Origin of the sequence: Paraburkholderia sp. UCT70 (assembly GCF_050434085.1) — a bacterium.
GTDB lineage: Bacteria > Pseudomonadota > Gammaproteobacteria > Burkholderiales > Burkholderiaceae > Paraburkholderia > Paraburkholderia tuberum.
The window spans coordinates 149,287-171,105 of record NZ_JBNPVZ010000004.1 but is presented as its reverse complement, the minus strand read 5'-3'; the positions used below and the strand labels follow the sequence as shown (position 1 = coordinate 171,105).

At 63.0% G+C, this 21,819-nt stretch carries 19 protein-coding genes and 1 tRNA gene; 3 read left to right on the top strand and 17 right to left on the bottom strand.

Annotated features, from left to right (window positions below):
- Window positions 1-10 precede the first annotated feature (10 nt).
- The 15 genes from nuoH to OKW41_RS26300 all read right to left on the bottom strand — a co-directional run bounded on the left by nuoH (window position 11) and on the right by OKW41_RS26300 (window position 15,612).
- Window positions 11-1,075, bottom strand: coding sequence for an NADH-quinone oxidoreductase subunit NuoH (gene nuoH, locus OKW41_RS26370; protein ID WP_429452077.1), 1,065 nt, complete (start codon window positions 1,073-1,075; stop codon window positions 11-13).
- Window positions 1,076-3,409, bottom strand: a complete 2,334-nt coding sequence (gene nuoG, locus OKW41_RS26365; RefSeq protein WP_429574464.1) for an NADH-quinone oxidoreductase subunit NuoG — start codon at window positions 3,407-3,409, stop codon at window positions 1,076-1,078.
- 156 nt (window positions 3,410-3,565) lie between these two features.
- The gene (nuoF, locus tag OKW41_RS26360; RefSeq protein ID WP_429574463.1) at window positions 3,566-4,891 is read right to left on the bottom strand and encodes an NADH-quinone oxidoreductase subunit NuoF; all 1,326 of its coding nucleotides are present in this window, start codon (window positions 4,889-4,891) and stop codon (window positions 3,566-3,568) included.
- The gene (nuoE, locus tag OKW41_RS26355) at window positions 4,888-5,373 is read right to left on the bottom strand and encodes an NADH-quinone oxidoreductase subunit NuoE (protein WP_013088938.1); all 486 of its coding nucleotides are present in this window, start codon (window positions 5,371-5,373) and stop codon (window positions 4,888-4,890) included. The genes nuoF and nuoE overlap by 4 nt, the downstream gene beginning before the upstream one ends.
- Before the next feature lie 132 nt (window positions 5,374-5,505).
- Window positions 5,506-6,759, bottom strand: a complete 1,254-nt coding sequence (locus OKW41_RS26350; RefSeq protein ID WP_429452083.1) for an NADH-quinone oxidoreductase subunit D — start codon at window positions 6,757-6,759, stop codon at window positions 5,506-5,508.
- A 9-nt stretch (window positions 6,760-6,768) separates the two neighbouring features.
- Complete coding sequence (locus OKW41_RS26345) at window positions 6,769-7,371, bottom strand: NADH-quinone oxidoreductase subunit C (protein ID WP_429452085.1); 603 nt, start codon at window positions 7,369-7,371, stop codon at window positions 6,769-6,771.
- 20 nt (window positions 7,372-7,391) lie between these two features.
- A complete protein-coding gene (locus OKW41_RS26340; protein ID WP_006052903.1) occupies window positions 7,392-7,871 on the bottom strand; it encodes a NuoB/complex I 20 kDa subunit family protein in 480 nt (159 codons plus the stop codon).
- A 62-nt stretch (window positions 7,872-7,933) separates the two neighbouring features.
- Window positions 7,934-8,293 (bottom strand): NADH-quinone oxidoreductase subunit A, encoded by a 360-nt coding sequence (locus tag OKW41_RS26335; protein WP_018420012.1) that lies wholly within the window; start codon window positions 8,291-8,293, stop codon window positions 7,934-7,936.
- A gap of 158 nt (window positions 8,294-8,451) precedes the next feature.
- Window positions 8,452-8,536 (bottom strand) — tRNA-Leu (locus OKW41_RS26330).
- A 112-nt stretch (window positions 8,537-8,648) separates the two neighbouring features.
- Complete coding sequence (gene secG / locus OKW41_RS26325) at window positions 8,649-9,035, bottom strand: preprotein translocase subunit SecG (RefSeq protein ID WP_184010188.1); 387 nt, start codon at window positions 9,033-9,035, stop codon at window positions 8,649-8,651.
- Window positions 9,036-9,117: 82 nt separating this feature from the next.
- On the bottom strand, window positions 9,118-9,894 hold the full coding sequence (gene tpiA / locus OKW41_RS26320) for a triose-phosphate isomerase (protein WP_429452087.1): 777 nt from the start codon (window positions 9,892-9,894) through the stop codon (window positions 9,118-9,120).
- 167 nt (window positions 9,895-10,061) lie between these two features.
- Window positions 10,062-11,078, bottom strand: coding sequence for an NAD(P)H-quinone oxidoreductase (locus tag OKW41_RS26315; protein ID WP_429452089.1), 1,017 nt, complete (start codon window positions 11,076-11,078; stop codon window positions 10,062-10,064).
- A 150-nt stretch (window positions 11,079-11,228) separates the two neighbouring features.
- The gene (gene pnp / locus OKW41_RS26310; RefSeq protein ID WP_429452091.1) at window positions 11,229-13,364 is read right to left on the bottom strand and encodes a polyribonucleotide nucleotidyltransferase; all 2,136 of its coding nucleotides are present in this window, start codon (window positions 13,362-13,364) and stop codon (window positions 11,229-11,231) included.
- Between the two features lie 345 nt (window positions 13,365-13,709).
- Window positions 13,710-13,982, bottom strand: coding sequence for a 30S ribosomal protein S15 (gene rpsO, locus OKW41_RS26305; RefSeq protein ID WP_008920609.1), 273 nt, complete (start codon window positions 13,980-13,982; stop codon window positions 13,710-13,712).
- A 205-nt stretch (window positions 13,983-14,187) separates the two neighbouring features.
- On the bottom strand, window positions 14,188-15,612 hold the full coding sequence (locus OKW41_RS26300) for a branched-chain amino acid ABC transporter substrate-binding protein (protein ID WP_429574462.1): 1,425 nt from the start codon (window positions 15,610-15,612) through the stop codon (window positions 14,188-14,190).
- A gap of 188 nt (window positions 15,613-15,800) precedes the next feature.
- Between OKW41_RS26300 and OKW41_RS26295 the strand changes: the two genes are divergently transcribed.
- From OKW41_RS26295 to OKW41_RS26285, 3 genes are all read left to right on the top strand, one after another.
- Window positions 15,801-16,352 carry a hypothetical protein gene (locus OKW41_RS26295; RefSeq protein ID WP_429452095.1) on the top strand — a complete coding sequence of 184 codons (552 nt, stop codon included), beginning with the start codon at window positions 15,801-15,803 and terminating at the stop codon, window positions 16,350-16,352.
- A 228-nt stretch (window positions 16,353-16,580) separates the two neighbouring features.
- A complete protein-coding gene (locus OKW41_RS26290) occupies window positions 16,581-17,216 on the top strand; it encodes a carbonic anhydrase (protein WP_018420005.1) in 636 nt (211 codons plus the stop codon).
- Between the two features lie 110 nt (window positions 17,217-17,326).
- Complete coding sequence (locus OKW41_RS26285; protein WP_429452097.1) at window positions 17,327-18,889, top strand: SulP family inorganic anion transporter; 1,563 nt, start codon at window positions 17,327-17,329, stop codon at window positions 18,887-18,889.
- A gap of 126 nt (window positions 18,890-19,015) precedes the next feature.
- On the opposite strand, the gene OKW41_RS26280 is transcribed toward OKW41_RS26285, so the two are convergent.
- Window positions 19,016-20,563, bottom strand: coding sequence for a 2-isopropylmalate synthase (locus OKW41_RS26280; protein ID WP_018420003.1), 1,548 nt, complete (start codon window positions 20,561-20,563; stop codon window positions 19,016-19,018).
- Between the two features lie 368 nt (window positions 20,564-20,931).
- A complete protein-coding gene (pssA, locus tag OKW41_RS26275; RefSeq protein WP_429574461.1) occupies window positions 20,932-21,804 on the bottom strand; it encodes a CDP-diacylglycerol--serine O-phosphatidyltransferase in 873 nt (290 codons plus the stop codon).
- Window positions 21,805-21,819: the final 15 nt, after the last annotated feature.

Sequence of the window (21,819 nt, the reverse complement as noted above, 5' to 3'; positions counted from 1 at the left end):
CATCCGCCCTTTATTTCCAGATGTTCAACGGCGACATGATCCAGAAGCCGACCACCACGAGCCACACCACGCAAACCGGAATGAAGATCTTCCAGCCGAGACGCATGATCTGGTCATAGCGGTAGCGCGGGAACGTGGCACGCGCCCAGATGAACACCGACAACAGGAAGAAAACCTTGGCGACGAGCCAGACGATGCCCGGGATGAACGACAGGAACCCGAACGGTGCGCTCCAGCCACCGAGGAACAGAGTTGCAGCCAATGCCGAGATGACGATCATGTTGATGTACTCGGCGAGGAAGAACAGCGCGAACGCCATACCCGAGTAATCGATCATGTGGCCCGCGACGATTTCCGATTCGCCTTCCACCACGTCGAAAGGGTGGCGGTTCGTTTCGGCGATGCCCGAGATGAAGTACACGACGAACATCGGCAGCAGCGGCAGCCAGTTCCAGGAGAGGAAGTTCAGGCCGTGCGAGGCGAAGAAGCCCTGCTCCTGCGAGCCGACGATGCCCGACAGGTTCAGCGTGCCGGCCGTCATCAGCACGACCACCAGCGCGAAGCCCATCGAGATTTCGTACGAGACCATCTGCGCGGCGGCGCGCATCGCGCCGAGGAACGCGTACTTCGAGTTCGACGCCCAGCCGGCCAGAATCACGCCATACACGCCGATCGACGAGATCGCCATCGCGTATAGCAGACCCGCGTTGATGTCACCGAGCACCGCGCCCGCCTGGAAAGGAATCACCGCCCAGACCGCGAAGGCCGGCACCACCACCATGATCGGCGCGATCAGGTAGATCCAGCGGCTTGCCTGGGCGGGCTGGATCACTTCCTTCAGCAGCAGTTTCAGCACGTCGGCGATCGGCTGCAAGAGCCCGGCGGGACCGACGCGGTTCGGACCGAGACGCACATGCATCCAGCCGATCAGCTTGCGCTCCCACAGGATCAGGTAAGCGACGCACAGCAGGATCGCGACGGCCACCACCAGGATGCGCACGAGCGCCCACACCGTGGGCCATGCCACACCGAGAAGTTGGGCGCCGCCCGAGTTGATCGTATCGAACAAGCTCATTTACGCCTTCTCCACCACCAGTTCACCGAACAGGCTGCCCAGCGCTGCACCGGCAGGCGTAGCCGCCGATACGCGGACGACCGTCTCCGCAAGATTCGCATCGCGCACGGCCGGCAACTGCACCGCTTGCTCGCCCTGACGAACGCGCACCGCGTCGCCCTCTTTCAAACCCAGTTTGTCGAACAGCCCAGCCGGCAGGCCGACCGAATTCGCCGTACGGGCCGCCGCGGTCAGATGCAGCGACTCCGCGCGACGCACGAGCGCATCGGCATGATAGATCGGCACGTTCGCGAGACGCTCGAACTTGCCTTCCGCCGCCTTCGCGGCCTGGCCGCGCGTCACCGCGACGCTGGTGCGGTTCGATAGACGCGACTTCATCTCGCCGTCGCCGAGCGCGGCCGCACGCACTTCTTCGACCGTGTCATATTCGAAGCCCGGCGCGCCGAGCAAGCTGCCCAGCACGCGCAACACCTTCCAGGCCGGACGTGTGTCGCCGAGTGGCCGCACGACGCCGTTGAACGCCTGCACCGTGCCTTCGGCGTTGACGAACGTACCGCCCGATTCGGTGAATGGCGCAATCGGCAGCAGCACGTCGGCGTAGTCGGCGCCGGTCTGGAACGGCGACATCACGACGACCATTTCGGCCTGCTTCAGCGCCGCAAGCGCCCGCGCCGGATTGGCCGTGTCGAATTCCGGCTCGAGATTCAACAGCAGATAGCCTTTGCGCGGCTGCTCGAACACTTCGCGCGCGTTCAGACCGCCTTCGCCCGGCAGTGCGTTCACGAGGTGCGCGCCGACCGTGTTGGCCGCTTCGGTCAGGAAACCGAGCGTTGCACCGGTTGCCTCGGCAATCCATTGCGCCGCGGCGTGGATCGCCGCGAAGTCCGGATGACGGACCGCTTCGTTACCGAGCAGCACGACGCGGCGCTCGCCGGTAGTCAGCGATTTCGCTATCTGCTTGTGCGCGTCCGTCGGCTGCGTGCCCGCGAATGCTTCCGGCAGCGCGACGCCCTTCGCTTCGCCCACCGCGCCGGCGATGCCTGCCAACACCTCGAGCCATGCCGACGGCGCCGCGACCACGCGTTGCGCCTGAGGGATCATCGCGTCGTCGTTGGTGGCCTGGAGCAGCGTAAGTGCCGAACCGCCTCGTGCGACCTGGCGCAAACGCGCGGCGAACAGCGGATGGTCACGGCGCAGATCCGAGCCGATCATGAGCGCCGCATCGACATTCGACAGATCGGCGATCGTGCCGCCGAGCCACGGCGCGCCAGTAACGGGCGCCGAGAAATCCGACTGACGCAGACGGAAGTCGACGTTCGGCGTGCCGACCGCTTGCGCGATCTGCTTCAACAGGAACAGTTCTTCGACGGTGCTGTGCGCGCTCGACAGCGCGGCAAGGGCGTTCGCGCCGTGGTCACTCTTGATGCCCTTCAGACCCTTGACCACGTATTCGAGCGCGGTCTGCCAGTCGGTTTCGACCCACTGGCCGCCTTGCTTGAGCATCGGTTTGGTCAGACGCTCGGGGCTGTTCAGGCCTTCGTACGAGAAGCGGTCCTTGTCCGAGATCCAGCACTCGTTGATCGCTTCGTTTTCGAACGGCAGAACGCGCATCACGCGATTGTTCTTCACCTGCACGATGAGGTTCGCACCGACGGAATCGTGCGGGCTCACCGACTTGCGGCGTGACAGCTCCCACGTACGGGCGCTGTAGCGGAACGGCTTGCTCGTGAGCGCGCCGACCGGGCACAGGTCGATCATGTTGCCCGACAGTTCGGAGTCGACCGTCTTGCCGACGAACGACGTGATTTCCGAGTGCTCGCCGCGGCCCAGCATGCCGAGTTCCATCACGCCGGCGATTTCCTGGCCGAAGCGAACGCAACGCGTGCAGTGAATGCAGCGCGACATCTCTTCCATCGAGATCAGCGGGCCCACGTTCTTGTGGAACACCACGCGCTTTTCTTCGCTGTAGCGCGACGACGACTTGCCGTAACCAACGGCCAGATCCTGCAGCTGGCATTCGCCGCCCTGGTCGCAGATCGGGCAATCGAGCGGATGGTTGATCAGCAGAAATTCCATCACGGCTTGCTGGCCCTTCACCGCCTTGTCCGACTTGGTGCGCACGATCATGCCGGCCGACACCGGCGTCGCGCACGCGGGCACGGCCTTCGGCATCTTTTCGACATCGACCAGGCACATCCGGCAATTGGCCGCAATCGACAGCTTCTTGTGATAGCAGAAGTGAGGAATGTAGGTGTCGACCTTATGCGCAGCCTGGATCACCATGCTGCCTTCAGGCACCTCGACTTTCTTGCCGTCTATTTCCAGTTCAACCATGATGGTCAATCTTCCTTAACCTGTTACCGCTCAATCGTTCGCCTGTTCATCGCCCGCTTCGGGCCATGAATCCTGCGGTTGAGGTGTTCGTCTGGTAGTTATCCGTCAGCCGAACCTGGCGGGCCGACTCAGGCAGCCACCGTCAGGCAGCCACCGTCAGGCAGCCACTGTTTCGAGCGCCGCCGTGCCGGCATGACCGCCGACGAGGCAATGCTTGTGGGCGACGTGATATTCGAATTCGTCCCAGTAGTGCTTGAGCATGCCCCGAACCGGCATAGCGGCCGCGTCGCCGAGCGCGCAGATCGTGCGGCCCATGATGTTTTCCGCGACGGAGTTCAGCAGATCCAGATCTTCCTGGCGGCCGAGACCATGCTCGATTCGATGCACGACGCGATACAGCCAGCCCGTGCCTTCACGGCAAGGCGTGCATTGACCGCACGACTCTTCGTAATAGAAGTACGACAGGCGCAGCAGCGAGCGCACCATGCAGCGCGTCTCGTCCATCACGATCACTGCGCCTGAGCCAAGCATCGAGCCGGCCTTCGCGATCGAGTCGTAATCCATGTCGGTCTGCATCATCATCTCGCCCGGAATCACCGGCGCCGACGAACCACCAGGAATCACAGCCTTGATCTTCTTGCCGCCGCGCATGCCGCCGGCGAGTTCCATCAGCGTCGCGAACGGCGTGCCGAGCGGAATTTCGTAATTGCCCGGACGCTCGACGTCGCCCGACACCGAGAAAATCTTCGTGCCGCCGTTGTTCGGCTTGCCGATTTCAAGGTAATTCTGCGGGCCGATGGCGAGCAGGAACGGCACCGCCGCGAACGTTTCGGTGTTGTTGATCGTGGTCGGCTTGCCGTACACGCCAAAGCTCGCCGGGAACGGCGGCTTGAAGCGCGGCTGCCCCTTCTTGCCCTCGATCGATTCGAGCAGCGCGGTTTCTTCGCCACAGATGTACGCGCCGTAACCGTGATGCGCATGCAGCTGAAACGATAAGCCAGAGCCCATGATGTTGTCGCCGAGGAACCCGGCGCGGCGAGCTTCTTCCAACGCTTCTTCGAAGCGCTTATAGACTTCCCAGATTTCGCCGTGAATATAGTTGTAGCCGACCGTGATGCCCATCGCGTACGCGCCGATCGCCATACCTTCGATCAGCGAATGCGGATTGAAGCGCAGAATGTCGCGATCCTTGAACGTACCCGGCTCGCCCTCGTCCGAATTGCAGACGAGGTACTTCTGGCCCGGGAACTGACGCGGCATGAAGCTCCACTTCAGACCGGTCGGGAAGCCCGCGCCGCCGCGGCCGCGCAGGCCCGACGCCTTGACGTCGGCGATTACCTGCTCGGGCGCGATTTTTTCTTCCAGGATGCGGCGCAGCTGCGCGTAACCGCCGCGCGCAACGTAGTCTTCGAGATGCCAGTTGTCGCCGTTCAGGCCGGCGAGAATCAGCGGTTTGATGTGACGATCGTGTAAAGACGTCATTTCGAAAGTTCCTCGAGCAGCTGGTCGATCTTCTCGCGGCTCATGAAGCTGCACATGCGTTGGTTGTTCACCAGCATCACCGGCGCGTCGCCGCACGAACCCATGCATTCACCTTCTTTCAGCGTGAATTTGCCATCGGGCGTGGTTTCGCCGAAGTCGATGCCGAGCTTCTGCTTCAGGTATTCAGCGGCGCTTTCGGAACCGCCGTCCGGGCCGAGCTGGCACGGCAGGTTCGTACAGAGCGTGATCTTGAACTTGCCGACCGGCGAGGTCTCATACATCGTGTAGAAGGTCGCTACCTCCTGCACGGCGATTGCCGGCATGCCGAGATAATCCGCGACGAACTGCATGAGTTCGGGCGACAGCCAGCCATGCTCCGTTTGAGCAGTGGCCAACGCCGACATCACGGCGGACTGTTTCTGATCGGCGGGGTACTTTGCGACCGCACGATCGATTTCTTTCAGGCCTTCAGCTGAGATCATTTTCAGACACGACTCTTTCAATTCCTACCGAACGAAAACCCGTCGCTGACGTCATACTGCGACAGACCCGGCGTTCCTTTACTTGACGCGCTGGCGGTGCGATGACCGCAGACACGCGTCGATGAATACGTCCTAGCGATCTATTTCGCCGAACACGATGTCCTGCGTGCCGATGATCGTTACTGCGTCGGCGATCATGTGACCGCGCGCCATTTCATCGAGCGTGGACAAGTGCGCATAGCCCGGTGCGCGAATCTTCAGGCGATACGGCTTGTTGGCGCCGTCCGAGATCAGATAGATGCCGAACTCGCCCTTCGGATGTTCGACTGCGGCGTACGCCTCGCCTTCCGGTACATGGAAGCCTTCGGTGAACAGCTTGAAGTGATGGATCAGATCTTCCATGTTCGACTTCATGCCGACGCGCGACGGCGGCGCAACCTTGTGATTGTCCGTCATCACCGGGCCGGGATTTTTGCGCAACCACTCAATGCACTGTTTCGCGATACGCGTGGACTGACGCATTTCTTCGACGCGCACCAGATAGCGGTCATAGCAGTCACCATTCACGCCGACCGGGATGTCGAAGTCGAGCTTGTCATAAACTTCGTACGGCTGCTTCTTGCGCAGGTCCCACTCGATGCCAGAGCCACGCAGCATCGCCCCGGTCATGCCGAGTTGCAGCGCGCGTTCCGGGCTCACCACGCCGATGCCGACCAGACGCTGCTTCCAGATCCGATTGTCGGTGAGCAGCGTTTCGTATTCGTCGACGTACGTCGGGAAACGCGTGAAGAAGTCGTCGATGAAGTCGAGCAGTGAACCCTGCCGGTTCTCGTTCATCCTCGACAACGCTTTCGCATTGCGAATCTTCGATGCCTTGTATTGCGGCATTGCGTCAGGCAGATCGCGATAGACGCCGCCCGGACGATAGTAAGCCGCGTGCATCCGCGCACCCGACACCGCTTCGTACACGTCCATCAGGTCTTCGCGCTCGCGGAACGCGTAGAGGAACACCGCCATCGCGCCGACGTCGAGCGCGTGCGAGCCGATCCACATCAAGTGATTCAACACGCGCGTGACTTCGTCGAACAGCACGCGGATGTATTGCGCGCGCAGCGGCACGTCGATGCCGAGTAGCTTTTCAATGGCCAGCACATAGCCGTGCTCGTTGACCATCATCGACACGTAGTCGAGACGATCCATGTACGGCACCGACTGGATGAACGTCTTGCTTTCGGCGAGCTTTTCAGTCGCGCGATGCAGCAGACCGATGTGCGGATCGGCGCGTTGGATCACTTCGCCGTCGAGTTCGAGCACGAGACGCAGCACACCGTGCGCTGCCGGGTGCTGAGGGCCGAAGTTGAGCGTGTAGTTCTTGATCTCTGCCATGACGTTCTCTTAATGTTTCAGACCGCCATAGCGATCCTCGCGGATCACGCGCGGTGTGATTTCCCGCGGCTCGATCGTCACCGGTTGATAGACGACGCGCTTCTCTTCCGGGTCGTAACGCATCTCGACGTAGCCGGAGACAGGGAAATCCTTGCGGAACGGATGACCGATGAAACCGTAGTCGGTCAGAATGCGGCGCAGGTCCGGGTGACCTTCGAAGACGATGCCATACAGGTCGAACGCTTCGCGCTCGTACCAGTTGACCGAATTCCAGATGTCGACGACGGACGGCAGGATCGGCATGTCGTCATCCGGTGCGAACACGCGCAGACGCAGACGCCAGTTGTTTTGTACCGACAGAAGATGCAGCACGGCCGCAAAACGCGGACCGTCGTAAGCGCCTTCGGCGTAGGTCTGATAATCGACGCCGCACAGGTCGACACACTGCTCGAAACCGAGCGAGCGGTCGTCGCGCAGACGCTTTGCCACGTTGAGGTAGTCGCCTACCTTGACGACGATCGTCAATTCACCGACCGACTCGGTCACGCTCAACAGGAGGCCGCCAAAGGCCGCCTCGAGGTTCGCTTTCAGGGTCTCGAGTTTGCTTGCCATATTGTGGGGAGGCGTTGGCCTTATTGACGGGCGATGGTGTTAGTGCGGCGAATCTTGGCTTGCAGCTGGATCACGCCGTATACCAGCGCTTCCGCCGTGGGCGGACAACCCGGCACGTACACGTCGACCGGGACGATCCGGTCGCAGCCGCGCACCACCGAGTACGAGTAGTGGTAATAGCCACCGCCGTTCGCGCATGAGCCCATCGAGATCACCCACCGCGGCTCCGCCATCTGGTCGTAAACCTTGCGCAGAGCGGGCGCCATCTTGTTGCACAGCGTGCCGGCGACGATCATCACGTCCGACTGACGCGGACTCGGACGAAACACCACGCCGAAACGGTCGAGATCATAACGGGCAGCGCCCGCATGCATCATCTCGACCGCGCAGCACGCAAGACCGAACGTCATCGGCCACAGCGAGCCGGTGCGCGTCCAGTTGATCAGTTTGTCCGCCGTAGTGGTGACAAACCCTTCCTTCAAGACCCCTTCGATACTCATTTGCTTTCCACTCCAGACGGGGCGACAAGCCTGGCCACCCACGCAAACCGGCGATTAATCCATCATTCCCAGTCGAGGCCGCCCTTCTTCCAGATGTAGGCAAAGCCAAGCAGGAACTCGAGCAGGAAAATCATCATTGCCGTGAACCCAGCCCAGCCGATGTCACGCAACGCCACGCCCCACGGGAACAGGAACGCGGTCTCAAGGTCGAAAATGATGAAGAGAATGGCGACGAGGTAGTAGCGCACGTCGAATTTCATGCGCGCATCTTCGAATGCTTCGAAGCCGCACTCGTACGGTGCGTTTTTCTCGGTGTCGGGCTTGTTGGGACCGAGGAGCTTGCCAATACTGACCAGTGCTACGCCTAAACCGGTGCCCACAATAAGGAACAGCAAAACGGGGAAATAGGCTGCGAGGTTCAAGACAATCCTCAATCGGTTGGTTCTGAGTGCCGTCAGGAGCATAGCACCCCTGACGCGAAATCACTTCCTCAACGCGCATGACGTAAGCCGTACAGCGATACGCCAGAAGTGAAAATGCCAGCCGAAGCGAAGCAAACGGCTGGCATTTAGATAACATTTGGTGCCGACGGCGAGACTCGAACTCGCACAGCTTTCGCCACTACCCCCTCAAGATAGCGTGTCTACCAATTTCACCACGTCGGCACTATATGCAATCCGGGAAAACAACTTGCAAAACCCGCGAATCGCTTCAAGACTTGAATTGTAACTTGCTTAAGCAGATTGTTCAACGCACAAGACCACGTCCACCGAAAATTTATTTCGGCACGCCCGTCGCCGGAACCGACGCAGGCGAAGCCGGCGCTGCAGGCGATGCCGCCACCGGGGCCGAGCCCGCAGCCGGCGCCGAAGCCGCGACCGGCGCAGTAGCTGCCGCGCCCAGCACGCCTGCCGACGGCTTCACGTGATACGCACCAAGGTAAGTGAGTGCCAGTGTCGTGGCAAAGAACAGCGCTGCGAGCACTGCCGTGGTACGCGACAGGAAGTTCGCCGAACCCGTCGCACCGAACAGGCTACCCGACGCGCCGCTGCCGAAAGCCGCGCCCATATCGGCACCTTTGCCGTGCTGCAGCAACACAAGTCCGATGACCCCGAACGCCGACAACAACTGAACGACGATAATCAATGTTTTCAAATACAGCATCACACTCACCTGAGTCTTTATTTAACCGCGCCGCACACTGTGTGTTGCGCGAAATGGAGTCATCCTCGCCGAGACGCCCAGCTTAACCAGCCACGCTGGTCGCAGCGGCCGCCTTGCAGATCGCCAGGAAATCCTGATCTTTCAACGACGCGCCGCCGATCAGGCCGCCGTCGATATCGAGCTGACGGAACAGTTCTTCCGCGTTGTCCGGCTTAACGCTGCCGCCGTATAGCAACGGCACGTCCGCCGCACCCTTGGCCGCGAGACGTGCGCGCAGGAACCCATGCACGGCCTGCGCCTGTGCCGCCGACGCGCTCTTGCCGGTGCCAATTGCCCACACCGGCTCATATGCGACGACGAGGCGAGCCGCTTCCTGAGCCGACAGCTTCGCGAGCACCTCATCGAGCTGACCGCCGACGACCTGCTCGGTCCAACCCGCTTCGCGTTCTTCGAGCGTTTCGCCGACGCATACGATCGGCGTCAAACCCGCCTCGAGCACACGCTGCGCTTTCACCGCGACCAGTTCGGCGCTTTCGCGGTGATACGCGCGGCGCTCCGAGTGCCCGACGATTGCAAACGTGGCGCCGAAGTCCGTCACCATCGGCGCAGCCACTTCGCCGGTATAGGCGCCATGCGTGAACGCGGACACGTCCTGCACGCCCCACACGACCGGGCTGCCTTCGAGCAGCGACTGAGTCTGCCCGAGATAGAGGCTCGGCACGCACACACCGACGCGCACGTCGGCCGGCAATTCACTGGCGCCCTGTGCCACTGCCTGCAGCAACGCGGCGTTCGCGGCGAGCCGCCCATGCATCTTCCAGTTACCGACTACCAGTTTGGCTCGTTGTTGATTCGACATCGTCTTGTATTGTCCTGTCTTGCCAGTCCGGCCTGCTCTACCGGCGGACTTCGCTCGCGCCTCGCTGCAGTTTGTTCCTGCGCTCGCGGCCCGCCCGTTGGATTGATCCGGCGCGCGCAAAACGCGCAATTTTACTGCGTGGGGTGGATCGGGTCAAACCGATGACGTCAACCCTCCTGACCCCACGCCAACACGATCTTGCCGACGTGCGTACCGCTTTCCATCAGCGCATGCGCGTCGGCAGCCTGGGCGGCCGGAAACACGCGATGCACGACCGGCTTGATGCGCCCAGCTTCGAGATGCGGCCACACGCGCTCCTTCAGTTGCGCGGCGATCTGCGCCTTGAACTCGATCGGCCGTGGTCGCAGCGTCGAACCGGTCACCGTCAGACGGCGGCGCAGCACTTCGTTCAGGTTCAGCTCCGCCTTCGCGCCGCCGAGCAGCGCAATTAGTACGATACGGCCACCATCGGCGAGAGCCGACAATTCACGCGGCACGTAGCTGCCTGCCACCATGTCGAGGATCACGTCCACGCCGCGATCGTTGGTCAGCGACTTGATGACTTCGACGAAATCCTCAGTCCTGTAGTTGATCGCGCGTTCGGCGCCGAGCGTTTCGCACGCGCGGCACTTTTCGTCCGAGCCCGCGGTCGCGAACACACGCAAGCCGAGCGCGTGCGCAATCTGGATCGCCGTCACGCCGATGCCGCTCGAACCACCCTGCACGAGCAGCGTTTCATTCGCACCGCCCTCGCCCTGGCCGAGTTGCGCGCGATTGAAGACGTTGCTCCACACCGTGAAAAAAGTCTCGGGCAGCGAAGCCGCTTCGATATCCGACAACCCCGCCGGCACCGGCAGGCATTGCAGCAGCGGCGCGGCCGCAAATTCCGCGTAGCCGCCGCCCGCGAGCAGCGCGCACACGCGATCGCCGATCTTCAGACCGAACGGGTTGTTCTTCGCGTCGATCGTGCCGCCGACGATCTCGCCCGCCACCTCCAGCCCCGGCAGATCCGACGCTCCCGGCGGCGGCGCATAGCCGCCCTTGCGCTGAAACACGTCCGGACGATTGATGCCGGATGCCGCCACCTTGATCAGCACCTCGCCAGCCTTGAGCTGCGGCGTCGGACGCTCCGCCAGCTTGAGGACTTCCGGCGCACCGAATTCAGTGATTTCGATCGCTTTCATCTGCGTCAACTCCAAGATTGGATTGCGTTACCTACCCGTTGCTGCCGTCTGCCGTAGCGCCGCGCTGCGATTTGAATGCGCAACGCAATCCATCCTGCATGAAAAACGGCCGGCGCGCATGACACGGCCGGCCGTTTGTCCGCTACCGCCTTACTGCGGCGTCGGCTCGCCTTGCGGCGCGTCGTTCAGCAATGCCTTCGCCGACAGACGCACACGACCCTTCTCGTCCGTCTGGATGACCTTGACCTTCACCTGCTGGCCATCCTTCAGATAGTCGTTGATGTCCTTGATGCGCTCGTTCGCGATCTCGGAGATATGCAACAGACCATCCTTACCCGGCAGGATGTTCACGATCGCGCCGAAGTCGAGCAGCTTGAGCACGGTGCCTTCGTACACCTGGCCCACTTCGACTTCCATCGTGATCGCTTCTATACGACGCTTCGCTTCGGCCATGCCTTCGCTGTTCGTGCTCGCGATCGTGACGACGCCGTCATCCGAAATGTCGATCGTCGTGCCGGTTTCTTCGGTGAGCGCGCGGATCACCGAGCCGCCCTTGCCGATCACGTCGCGAATCTTTTCCGGGTTGATCTTGATCGTGATCATGCGCGGTGCGAACTCCGACAGTTGGGTGTTCGCGCCGGCCACGGCCGAGGTCATCTTGCCGAGGATGTGCATGCGGCCTTCCTTCGCCTGCGCGAGCGCGACCTGCATGATTTCCTTCGTGATGCCCTGAATCTTGATGTCCATCTGCAGCGCGGTCACGCCTTGCTCCGTACCCGCGACCTTGAAGTCCATGTCGCCAAGGTGATCTTCGTCGCCGAGGATGTCGGTCAGCACCGCAAAGCGATTACCTTCGAGGATCAGGCCCATCGCGATACCGGCGACGTGCGCCTTCATCGGCACGCCGGCGTCCATCAGCGCGAGGCAGCCGCCGCACACCGAAGCCATGGACGACGAACCGTTCGACTCGGTGATTTCCGACACGACGCGGATCGAGTAGCCGAATTCGTCGGCGCTCGGCAGGCACGCGACGAGCGCGCGCTTGGCGAGACGGCCGTGACCGATTTCACGGCGCTTCGGCGAACCGACGCGGCCCGTTTCGCCCGTCGCGAACGGAGGCATGTTGTAGTGGAGCATGAAGCGTTCGCGGTACTCGCCTTCGAGCGCGTCGATGTTTTGCTCGTCGCCCTTCGTGCCGAGCGTCGCGACCACCATCGCCTGCGTCTCGCCGCGCGTGAACAGCGCCGAGCCGTGGGTACGCGGCAGCACGCCGGTGCGGATTTCGATCGGGCGCACGGTGCGCGTGTCGCGGCCGTCGATACGCGGCTCGCCGTTCAGGATCTGCGTACGGACGATCTTCGCTTCGATGTCGAACAGCACATTGCCGACCGACGCCTTGTCGGCCGCCACGGTGCCCGCTGCCGCCGCTTCTTCCTCGAGCTTCGCCGAGGTCGCCGCGTAGACTTCCTTCAGCTTGGTCGAGCGAGCCTGCTTGTCGCGGATCTGGTACGCGGCGAGCAGATCGGCTTGCGCAAATTCGGTCACACGCGCGATCAGCGCTTCGTTCTTTGTGGCCGGCTGCCAGTCCCACTCGGGCTTGCCGCCTTCGCGGACCAGTTCGTGGATCGCGTCGATCGCGGTCTGCATCTGTTCATGACCGAACACGACGGCACCGAGCATCACTTCTTCGCTCAGTTGCTGCGCTTCCGATTCGACCATCAGCACCGCGCGTTCCGTGCCGGCGACGACGAGGTCGAGCGCCGATTCCTTCATCTGCGGACGCGTCGGGTTCAGCATGTATTCGTTGTTGATGTATGCCACGCGCGCCGCGCCGACCGGGCCGTTGAACGGCAGACCTGACACCGCGAGCGCCGCCGAGGCGCCGATCAGCGCAGGGATGTCGGCGGGGATTTCCGGATTCAGCGACAGCACGTGAATCACGACCTGCACTTCGTTGTAGAAGCCTTCCGGGAAGAGCGGACGCAGCGGACGGTCGATCAGGCGCGAGATCAGCGTCTCGCCTTCCGACGGACGGCCTTCGCGGCGGAAGAAGCCGCCCGGGATCTTGCCGGCGGCGTAGGTCTTTTCGATGTAATCGACGGTGAGGGGGAAGAAGTCCTGGCCCGGCTTCGCGGTCTTCGCGCCGACCACGGTGGCGAGCACCACGGTATCTTCGACGTCGACGATCACCGCGCCGCCCGCCTGGCGAGCGATTTCACCGGTTTCGAGGCGAACGTTGTGCTGCCCCCACTTAAACTCTTTGACGATCTTATTGAACATAGTCATTGCTTTTCCTCATCTTAATGCCGCGCGGACCGGAGCGGCGCGGCAACGCCAGGGCCGGCGCCGCATGGGAAGAGTCGTGCTATGCCATTCCAGAGGGTCACGTGCTGCGACTGCGCGCGAACCGCTGGAATGACACAAAACTCTGCCCTGAAGCCCAGCCTTGTTCCTGTTACTGCTTCTTCTACTGCTGTTCTGCTACTGCTACTGCGCTTGCCCGTGGACGCCGCGCGAACCGGCATACGCCGCGGATCACAGGCGGTGCGCGTTACACGAAGCGCGCCGCGCAAAAACAAAATGCCTGTATCAGCGAAACTGACACAGGCATCTTGCTGAACGACTGGCCGATTACTTACGCAGACCCAGCTTCTCGATCAGGCTGCGGTAACGATCCGCGTCCTTACCCTTCAGGTAGTCGAGCAGCTTGCGACGGCGGCTCACCATGCGCAGCAGACCGCGGCGGCTGTGGTGATCCTTCGTGTGCTCCTTGAAGTGGGAGGTCAGTTCGTTGATACGGGTCGTGAGCAGCGCGACCTGAACTTCGGGGGAGCCGGTGTCGTTGGCTGCGCGTGCGAATTGCGCGACGACTTCGGACTTCTTGCTTGCTTCAACTGCGGACATGTCAATTTCCTTGATAACTGGACAGGCGGTCACGGAAGAAAGGCCGTGCCGTGGGATACCCGTTTCACAATTTACTGAGTCCCGTTCGTGGCTGAATTAACTGAATCAGAACCCAGCGCCAACAACGGGACGCGTATTGTAGCACAGCCGATTCCGGCCGCGAACCCCGGGCCAGCAAGGCGGATTGAGTGTCGCTCGCGGGCGCTCAGGGACGCCGCATCCGGCAGACCGTCGGCAATAGTGTGCGCTCGGCTGGTAGCGCCAGCACCGTGCGAAAGCCATAGCCCGACCCTTCGTTATCGAAATGCACGCCGGGTGTGCCGGCTTTGTCCATCTGCATCACGTAGAGGGGCTGGATCAGCTGATGGTCATCGGCGCGCATCCACGATGCGTGAATACCGTTGTCGAAGCGGATGCCCTCGAGCGCTTTCGCGACCGCCGTCGGATCGGCGCTGCCGGCGCGGGTCATCGCGGCAGCGAGCGTTTCGATCATCAGTGGCATACGCAGCACCGGATAGTCGTCCTGGGCGGCCGGAAAGCGCGCGCGGAACGCCGCGTACCACGCGTCGGAGGCCGCGCCACCGACATTCGGATGCCACTCGGCCACCGCGATCACGTGACCCACGCCTGCGTCGCCAAGCGCGGCCGGCGCGCCGAGGCTGTTGCCGTAGAACGTGTAGAACTTCGCGTCGAGGCCCTGCTCGCGCGCCGCCTTCACGAGCAGCGTCAGGTCGTTGCCCCAGTTGCCGGTGATCACGGCGTCCGCGCCGCTCGCGCGGATCTTCGCGATGTACGGCGCGAAATCCTTCACGCGGCCGATCGGGTGAAATTCGTCGCCGACCACCGCGATGTCGGGACGCTTCGCCGCGAGCGTCGAACGCGCGAGGCTGCTCACGTCGTGTCCGAAGCTGTAATCCTGGTTCAGCAGGTACACCTTTTTCACCGCCTTGTCGCGCTCGATCACCTCGGCGAGCGCGGCCATCCGCATGCCGGCGTGCGCGTCGAAGCGGAAGTGCCAGAAGCTGCAGTCCGCGTTGGTGAGCGCGGGGTCGTCGGCGGAGTAGTTGAGGAACAGTTCGCGGTTGTCCGGCTCGCGGCTGTTCTGCTTCTCGATCGCGCCGATCAGCGCCGCGGCGACCGCCGAGCTATTGCCCTGCAGGATGTAGCCGATATGGCGATCCGCGGCCGCGCGCAATTGCGTCAGCGCTTCCTCCGTGCTGCCCTTGCTGTCGAGCACGACGAGTTCGAACGGATGCGCGCCGTCCGCGAGCTCCACGCCGCCGTGCGCGTTGACCTGCTCGACACCGAAACGCAGATTGCGCTCGACTGCCGCGCCCGCGTTCGCGAACGGGCCGGACATGCCTTCGATCAGCGCGAGCTGGATTGGCGTACCGGTGAGTTTGCCGGCCGGCAGGCTCGCGGACTTGCTTGCGTGATTACCGGCCGGGCTTGCCGCCAGCGTGGCCGCGCGGCTCCCCGGCTTGCCGGTGGGCGGAACGGTCCCCTGCGCGGACGCCTGACTCGCGCCCGTCGAGGCCGGATTCGCCGCCTCAGCCACGCCAACTCCCGCCACCGCCATCGAAATCGCCGTCAGCGCGACCGCCGCCGCCCCTCGCCACATCGCCGTCATGGTCGTCCCCGCCTGAATCTTCGAAGCGCGGATCATAGGATGACGCGCACGGAATAGGCAAGCCGGCGCATCCGTTACCGTTTGGTGGCGACGCACGTTCAGGCAACGTCGTTCTTTCGCCACAGCGCGTGTCAAAATAGTGCGTTTCGATGATAAGAACCGCTATTCAAACGCCATCGGAGGAATACATGCCGAACCGCCACCACCCCACGGCGGCTGCTATCACAGCCCCGGCCGGCGCCAGTCTGCGCCGCGCCGCGCTCGTTTGCCTGTGCGTGCTCGCGCTCGCCGGCTGCGCCCAGCCGTGGCAGCAGTATCAACAGGGAGCGGACGCATCGACGGTCATCGCGCGCCTCGGTCCGCCGCGCGAAACTTATGATCTGCCCGACGGCGGCAAGCGTCTGATGTGGCCGACCCAACCGATGGGCGAAACCACCACCGCCGCCGACATCGACGCGGGCGGCAAGATCATCAACATGCGCCAGGTGCTGCAGCCCAACGAGTTCTACCGCGCCGAGATCGGCAAATGGACGCGCGGCGACGTGCTGGTGAACTTCGGCCGCCCGGTCGAAACGTCGTACTTCCCGATGATGAGGCGCGAAGTCTGGACCTATCGCTATCTCGAAGACAACGTCTGGTACATGATGTACAACTTCTACTTCGATGACCAGGGCATCTTGCGCCTCACGCAGAAGACCCCCGACCCGCTGCACGACCCCGACCGCCGCAACCTGTTCTGAGCACTGAGCGCCCTCTTCGGAAGAAGTACCAAATCTCAAAAAAGCCGCCTTCGATAGGCGGCTTTTTTATTGCTTAAGCATAAAACAGAATTTTATCCTGTTTACGTCACCAATTTTGCGAAGGAAAGGTTATTGTAAACACCATTCGGGCACCGGCTCGCAATCGACCGTGCAGGCGCGGTTTCGGTCCGGTGCCAGGTCAATTGCCTCTCATACGGAGTTGCTACGATGAACCGACCCAAACACCTGCTGGTCGCCAACGTCGCGTGGGCCCATGAAACCGCGACGCGTAATCCGGCATTTTTTCGCGACCTGATGCGCGGACAGAATCCACACATTCTGTGGATCGGCTGCGCGGACAGCCGCGTGCCCGCCGAAACGATCACGCATTGCGAGCCCGGCGATCTGTTCGTCCATCGCAACATCGCCAACCTGTTTCATCCCGGCGACGACAACGTCGCAAGCGTCCTTGAATACGCGGTGCGGGTGCTCAAGGTCGGCCATGTGATCGTCTGCGGCCACTATGGCTGCGGCGGCGTGCGCGCCGCGCTGCTGCCGCCGGACCCCGCGCTGCCCCATGTGAACCGCCGTATCGCGCCGCTCTGCGCACTCGCCAAAACGCATCACTCGGAGCTGGACGGCGCGGCGACCGAGCCGGATCGCGTCAATCGCCTCGCCGAGCTGAACGTGCTCGAACAGGTGCGGCAGCTACGGGCGAGCCCGATCGTGCACGAGGCTGAGCCGGCGCCGCTCGTGCATGGCTGGATCTTTGCGCTCGACGACGGGCGCATCAAGGTTCTCACCTCCGGCTATACCGCCGACGACGCGATGACCTGCACGACCGCGGCGCACAGCGCGGCCTAGCGAAGCGCGTCGGCCGTCCCATTCGAACCGCGGGACGGAGCCGACAGCGGAATCGTCATCGGGCCATACCTGTTCGTCGCCCATCGTCCCACCTCTCGCTCTTCGACACCATGGATAATCAAACCTCTTTCTCCGCGCTCCAGAGCGACGTGCTCGCCGGAACGGCCGTTTTTCTGGTGGCCCTGCCGCTTTGCCTCGGCATTGCTCACGCATCGGGCGTCGACCCGTTTGCCGGACTGGTGTCCGGCATCATTGGCGGGCTCGTGGTTGCCGCGCTGAGCGGCTCGCGTCTGAGCGTGAGCGGCCCGGCCGCGGGCCTCGTCGTGATCGTCGTCGACGGCATCGCACGGCTTGGCGGCTTTTCCGCTTTCCTGCTGGCCGTACTGCTGTCGGGCGTCATCCAGTTCGGCTTCGGCATGCTCAAGGCCGGCCGGTTCGCCGCCTACGTGCCGTCGCCGGTGATCAAGGGGATGCTCGCGGCCATCGGCGTGCTGTTGATCCTCAAGCAGCTCCCCGTTGGGCTGGGGCTGTCCGGCACCGCCGACTCCGGCCAGTCGGCGGCGGCGGTCGCAACGCCGCTCGGCCCAATCTCACTGACCGCCGTGCTGATCACACTGCTGTCGCTCGCGATCCTCGCCGGCTGGGAGACGCGCGCGCTGCGCCGCTTCGCTGTCGTGCGCATCATGCCCGCGCCGCTTGCGGTGGTGCTGCTCGGCATCGGCGCGACGCTCGCCCTCAATCTCGTCGCGCCATCGTTGGCACCGCCCGCCGAAGGGCGGGTCGCGTTGCCGTCGCTGGAGTCGTTCGCGGCACTGCAGGCCGTGCTCGCGTCGGCCGACTTCGGCCCACGGTTCGCCCAGCTCATCAATCCCGACATATGGCGCGTTGCGATCACGATCGCCATCCTCGCAAGTCTCGAAACGCTACTGAGCCTCGAAGCGGTCGAACAGATCGATCCGGAGCGCCGCCGCGCGCCTCCCGATCGCGAGCTGAAGGCGCAGGGCGTGGGCAATCTGATCGCGGGTGCGATCGGCGGCCTGCCGATCACCGCGGTGATCGTGCGTAGCTCCGCGAACGTCCATGCCGGCGCAAAAAGCCGACTCTCGGCGATCGTTCACGGCGTGTTGCTTCTCGTCAGCGTGTTCGCGCTCACGAGCGTGATCAACCTGATCCCGCTCGCCTGCCTTGCCGCGATCCTGATCTTCACCGGGTTCAAACTCGCCAAGCCGTCGTTGTTCGCCGGGCTCGCGCGGCAGGGATTCGCGCCATTCGCACCATTTATCGTCACAGTCGTCGGTGTGCTCGTCACCGATCTGCTGATCGGTATCGTGCTCGGCATCCTGTGCAGCATGCTGTTCGCGCTGTACGCAAACCTGCGCGGCCCGATCGTGCTCGCGCAGCATGGCGATCACTACCTGCTGTCGTTTCGCAAGGACGTGTCGTTTCTCGGCAAGGTGCCGCTCAAGCACTATCTGCAGCAGATTCCGGATGGCGCCACCGTTATCGTCGATGCGACACGCGCCGATTTCGTCGATCACGACGTGCGCGAACTGCTGGACGCGTTCGTCGCCGATGCGCCTCGCCGTGGGATTACCGTCGACGTCAGATTTCAAGTCCGCGAGCAGGCCCGCGCAACGCGCGGCTGGTCGCTGCGGCGCACGACGGCGGAGTAGTTTCGTCATATCGCGCCGCCGCAGCTGCGCGATGACGGCAGAAAAAAGCCCCGTGTGCCGAGCACCACGGGGCTTCTCCTCCGATCCACACAAGCGATCGCGCGCTACCGGCGCGCCATGCTCGCGTTACTCCGAGCGCTGCGGATTCACCTTGTCCGCATTCGAATACAGCTTGTTGAGCGCCGAAAAATATGCCTTCGCGGATGCCGCGACGATATCCGGATCAGTGCCCGTGCCGTTGACGATGCGCCCGCTCTTCGACAACCGCACGGTCACTTCGCCCTGCGCCTGCGTGCCGGTCGTGATCGCGTTGACCGAGTACAGCAGCAGCTCGGAGCCGCTGCCCACTTCCGTTTCGATCGCGTTGAGGGTGGCGTCGACCGGTCCGTTGCCGCGCGCTTCGCCGGTGATCTCTTTACCCTCTACCGAGAACACGACCTTCGCGTGCGGCTGCTCGCCGGTTTCGGAATGCTGCGACATCGACAGAAACTTGTAGTGCTCCTTCTCGTGCGCTTCCGCCGATTCCTCGTTGACGATGGCGATGATGTCTTCGTCGAAGATCTCCGCCTTGCGATCGGCGAGTTCCTTGAAGCGCGCGAACGCGGTGTTCAGTTCGGCTTCGCTGTCGAGCGCGATGCCAAGCTCCTGCAGACGCTGTTTGAACGCATTGCGGCCCGACAGCTTGCCGAGCACGATCTTGTTCGCGGCCCAACCCACGTCTTCCGCGCGCATGATTTCGTAGGTATCGCGCGCCTTCAGGACGCCATCCTGATGGATGCCCGACGCGTGCGCGAAAGCGTTCGCGCCGACCACGGCCTTGTTCGGCTGCACGACGAAGCCAGTGATCTGCGACACGAGCTTCGAGGCCGGCACGATCTGAGTCGTGTCGAGGCCGACGTCGAGTCCGAAGTAATCCTTGCGGGTCTTCACCGCCATTACGATTTCTTCGAGCGACGTATTGCCCGCGCGCTCGCCGAGACCGTTGATCGTGCATTCGACCTGGCGCGCGCCGCCAATCTGCACGCCGGCGAGCGAATTCGCGACCGCCATGCCGAGGTCATTGTGGCAATGCACGGAGAACACCGCCTTGTGCGAGTTGGGAATGCGCTCGCGCAGCGTCTTCACGAGTTGGCCATAGAGTTCCGGCACGCCGTAGCCGACGGTGTCCGCGATGTTGATCGTGGTCGCGCCTTCGGCGATCACCGCTTCCAGCACACGGCACAGGAAGTCCAAATCCGAGCGGCTGCCGTCTTCCGGCGAGAATTCGACGTCGTCGGTGAACTTGCGCGCGAAACGCACCGCAAGCCTGGCCTGCTCGAATACCTGCTCGGGCGTCATCCGCAGCTTCTTCTCCATGTGCAGTGGCGACGTTGCGATGAACGTGTGGATGCGGAAATGATCGGCCGGCTTCAGTGCGTCGGCGGCCTTCTGTATGTCCTTGTCGTTCGCGCGCGCAAGCGAGCAGATCGTGCTGTCTTTCACGAGGCCGGCGATCGTATGGATCGCGTCGAAGTCGCCGTTCGAGCTGGCCGCGAAGCCCGCTTCGATCACGTCGACTTTCATCCGTTCGAGTTGTCTGGCGATGCGGATCTTCTCTTCCTTCGTCATCGACGCGCCGGGCGATTGCTCGCCGTCACGCAGCGTGGTGTCGAAAATGATCAGTTTGTCGGACATGTCGGGCCTCCTCGGGAGTCGTTCAGATGTGGGACTTGGTTTTGGAATGAGACGATGGGCGCCGCCGCTGGCAAGGTAGGGCGATCACGATGATCGCGGCCGGTGCGGACGGAATGCAAAAACGCATAAGGGCGTGAACGAAACATGATGGCGCGGCGCAGCAAATGGCCTCGCCGACACGGCAAAATCGGCCACGCCCACGCACTGATCCGACGACTATAGCGGCATTCCAGCCACCGCGCAATGCACGCCGGGGCGGCCTGCGGTGCTGTCCGAAGCGACCTCGTGACGGCACCAACCAACGAAAAACGGCAGCCCGTAGGCTGCCGTATTTCGTACATCGCTGCGATGCAGCACGCTTCAAATCCTCAGCGGTCGTGCGACATCGAACGCGCCGGATTGGCCCGGCCGCGCACCGCCTGATACGCCCAGAACACGTAGCCGGACAGACCGTACAGCACGAACAGACCGAACAGCATCAGCGGCGGATCGGACGACACAAGCACGAAGCCGACCACCACCAGCAGGATCACGCCGAACGGCACGCGATGCCGTACGTCGAGCGCCTTGCCGCTATAGAACGGCGCGTTCGACACCATCGTTACGCCCGCGTAGATGGTCAGCACGAAGGCGACCCACGGCAGCCACACGAGCTTCAGCGGCACGCGGTTGTCGGTGGCGAGCCACACGAAACCGGCGATCAGTGCCGCCGCTGCCGGGCTCGGCATGCCCTGGAAAAAACGCTTGTCGACCACGCCGATATTCGTGTTGAAACGCGCGAGCCGTAGCGCCGCGCCGGAACAATAGACGAACGCAGCGAGCCAGCCCCACCGGCCGAGGTCCTTCAGGATCCACTCGTACATCACGAGCGCGGGCGCAACACCGAACGACACCATGTCCGACAGGCTGTCGAACTGCTCGCCGAACGCGCTTTGCGTATGCGTCATGCGCGCGACGCGGCCGTCCATGCCATCGAGCACCATCGCGACGAAGATCGCGATCGCTGCGATCTCGAAGCGCACGTTCATCGCCTGCACGACGGCGAAGAAGCCGCAGAACAGCGCGGCCGTGGTGAACGCGTTCGGCAGCAGGTAGATGCCGCGTTTTCTGAGGAACTGCTGACGCTGCGCGCGCCGGCTGTCGGCGGCGGGCGACTCCATGACCACCGGCGGCTTGTTGCGACGAAACGGCCGCGGCAGCGGTCCACTGCTGCGGGGTCGACGCGGTTTGAATGCGGCCATTCGGACAACCTCCTG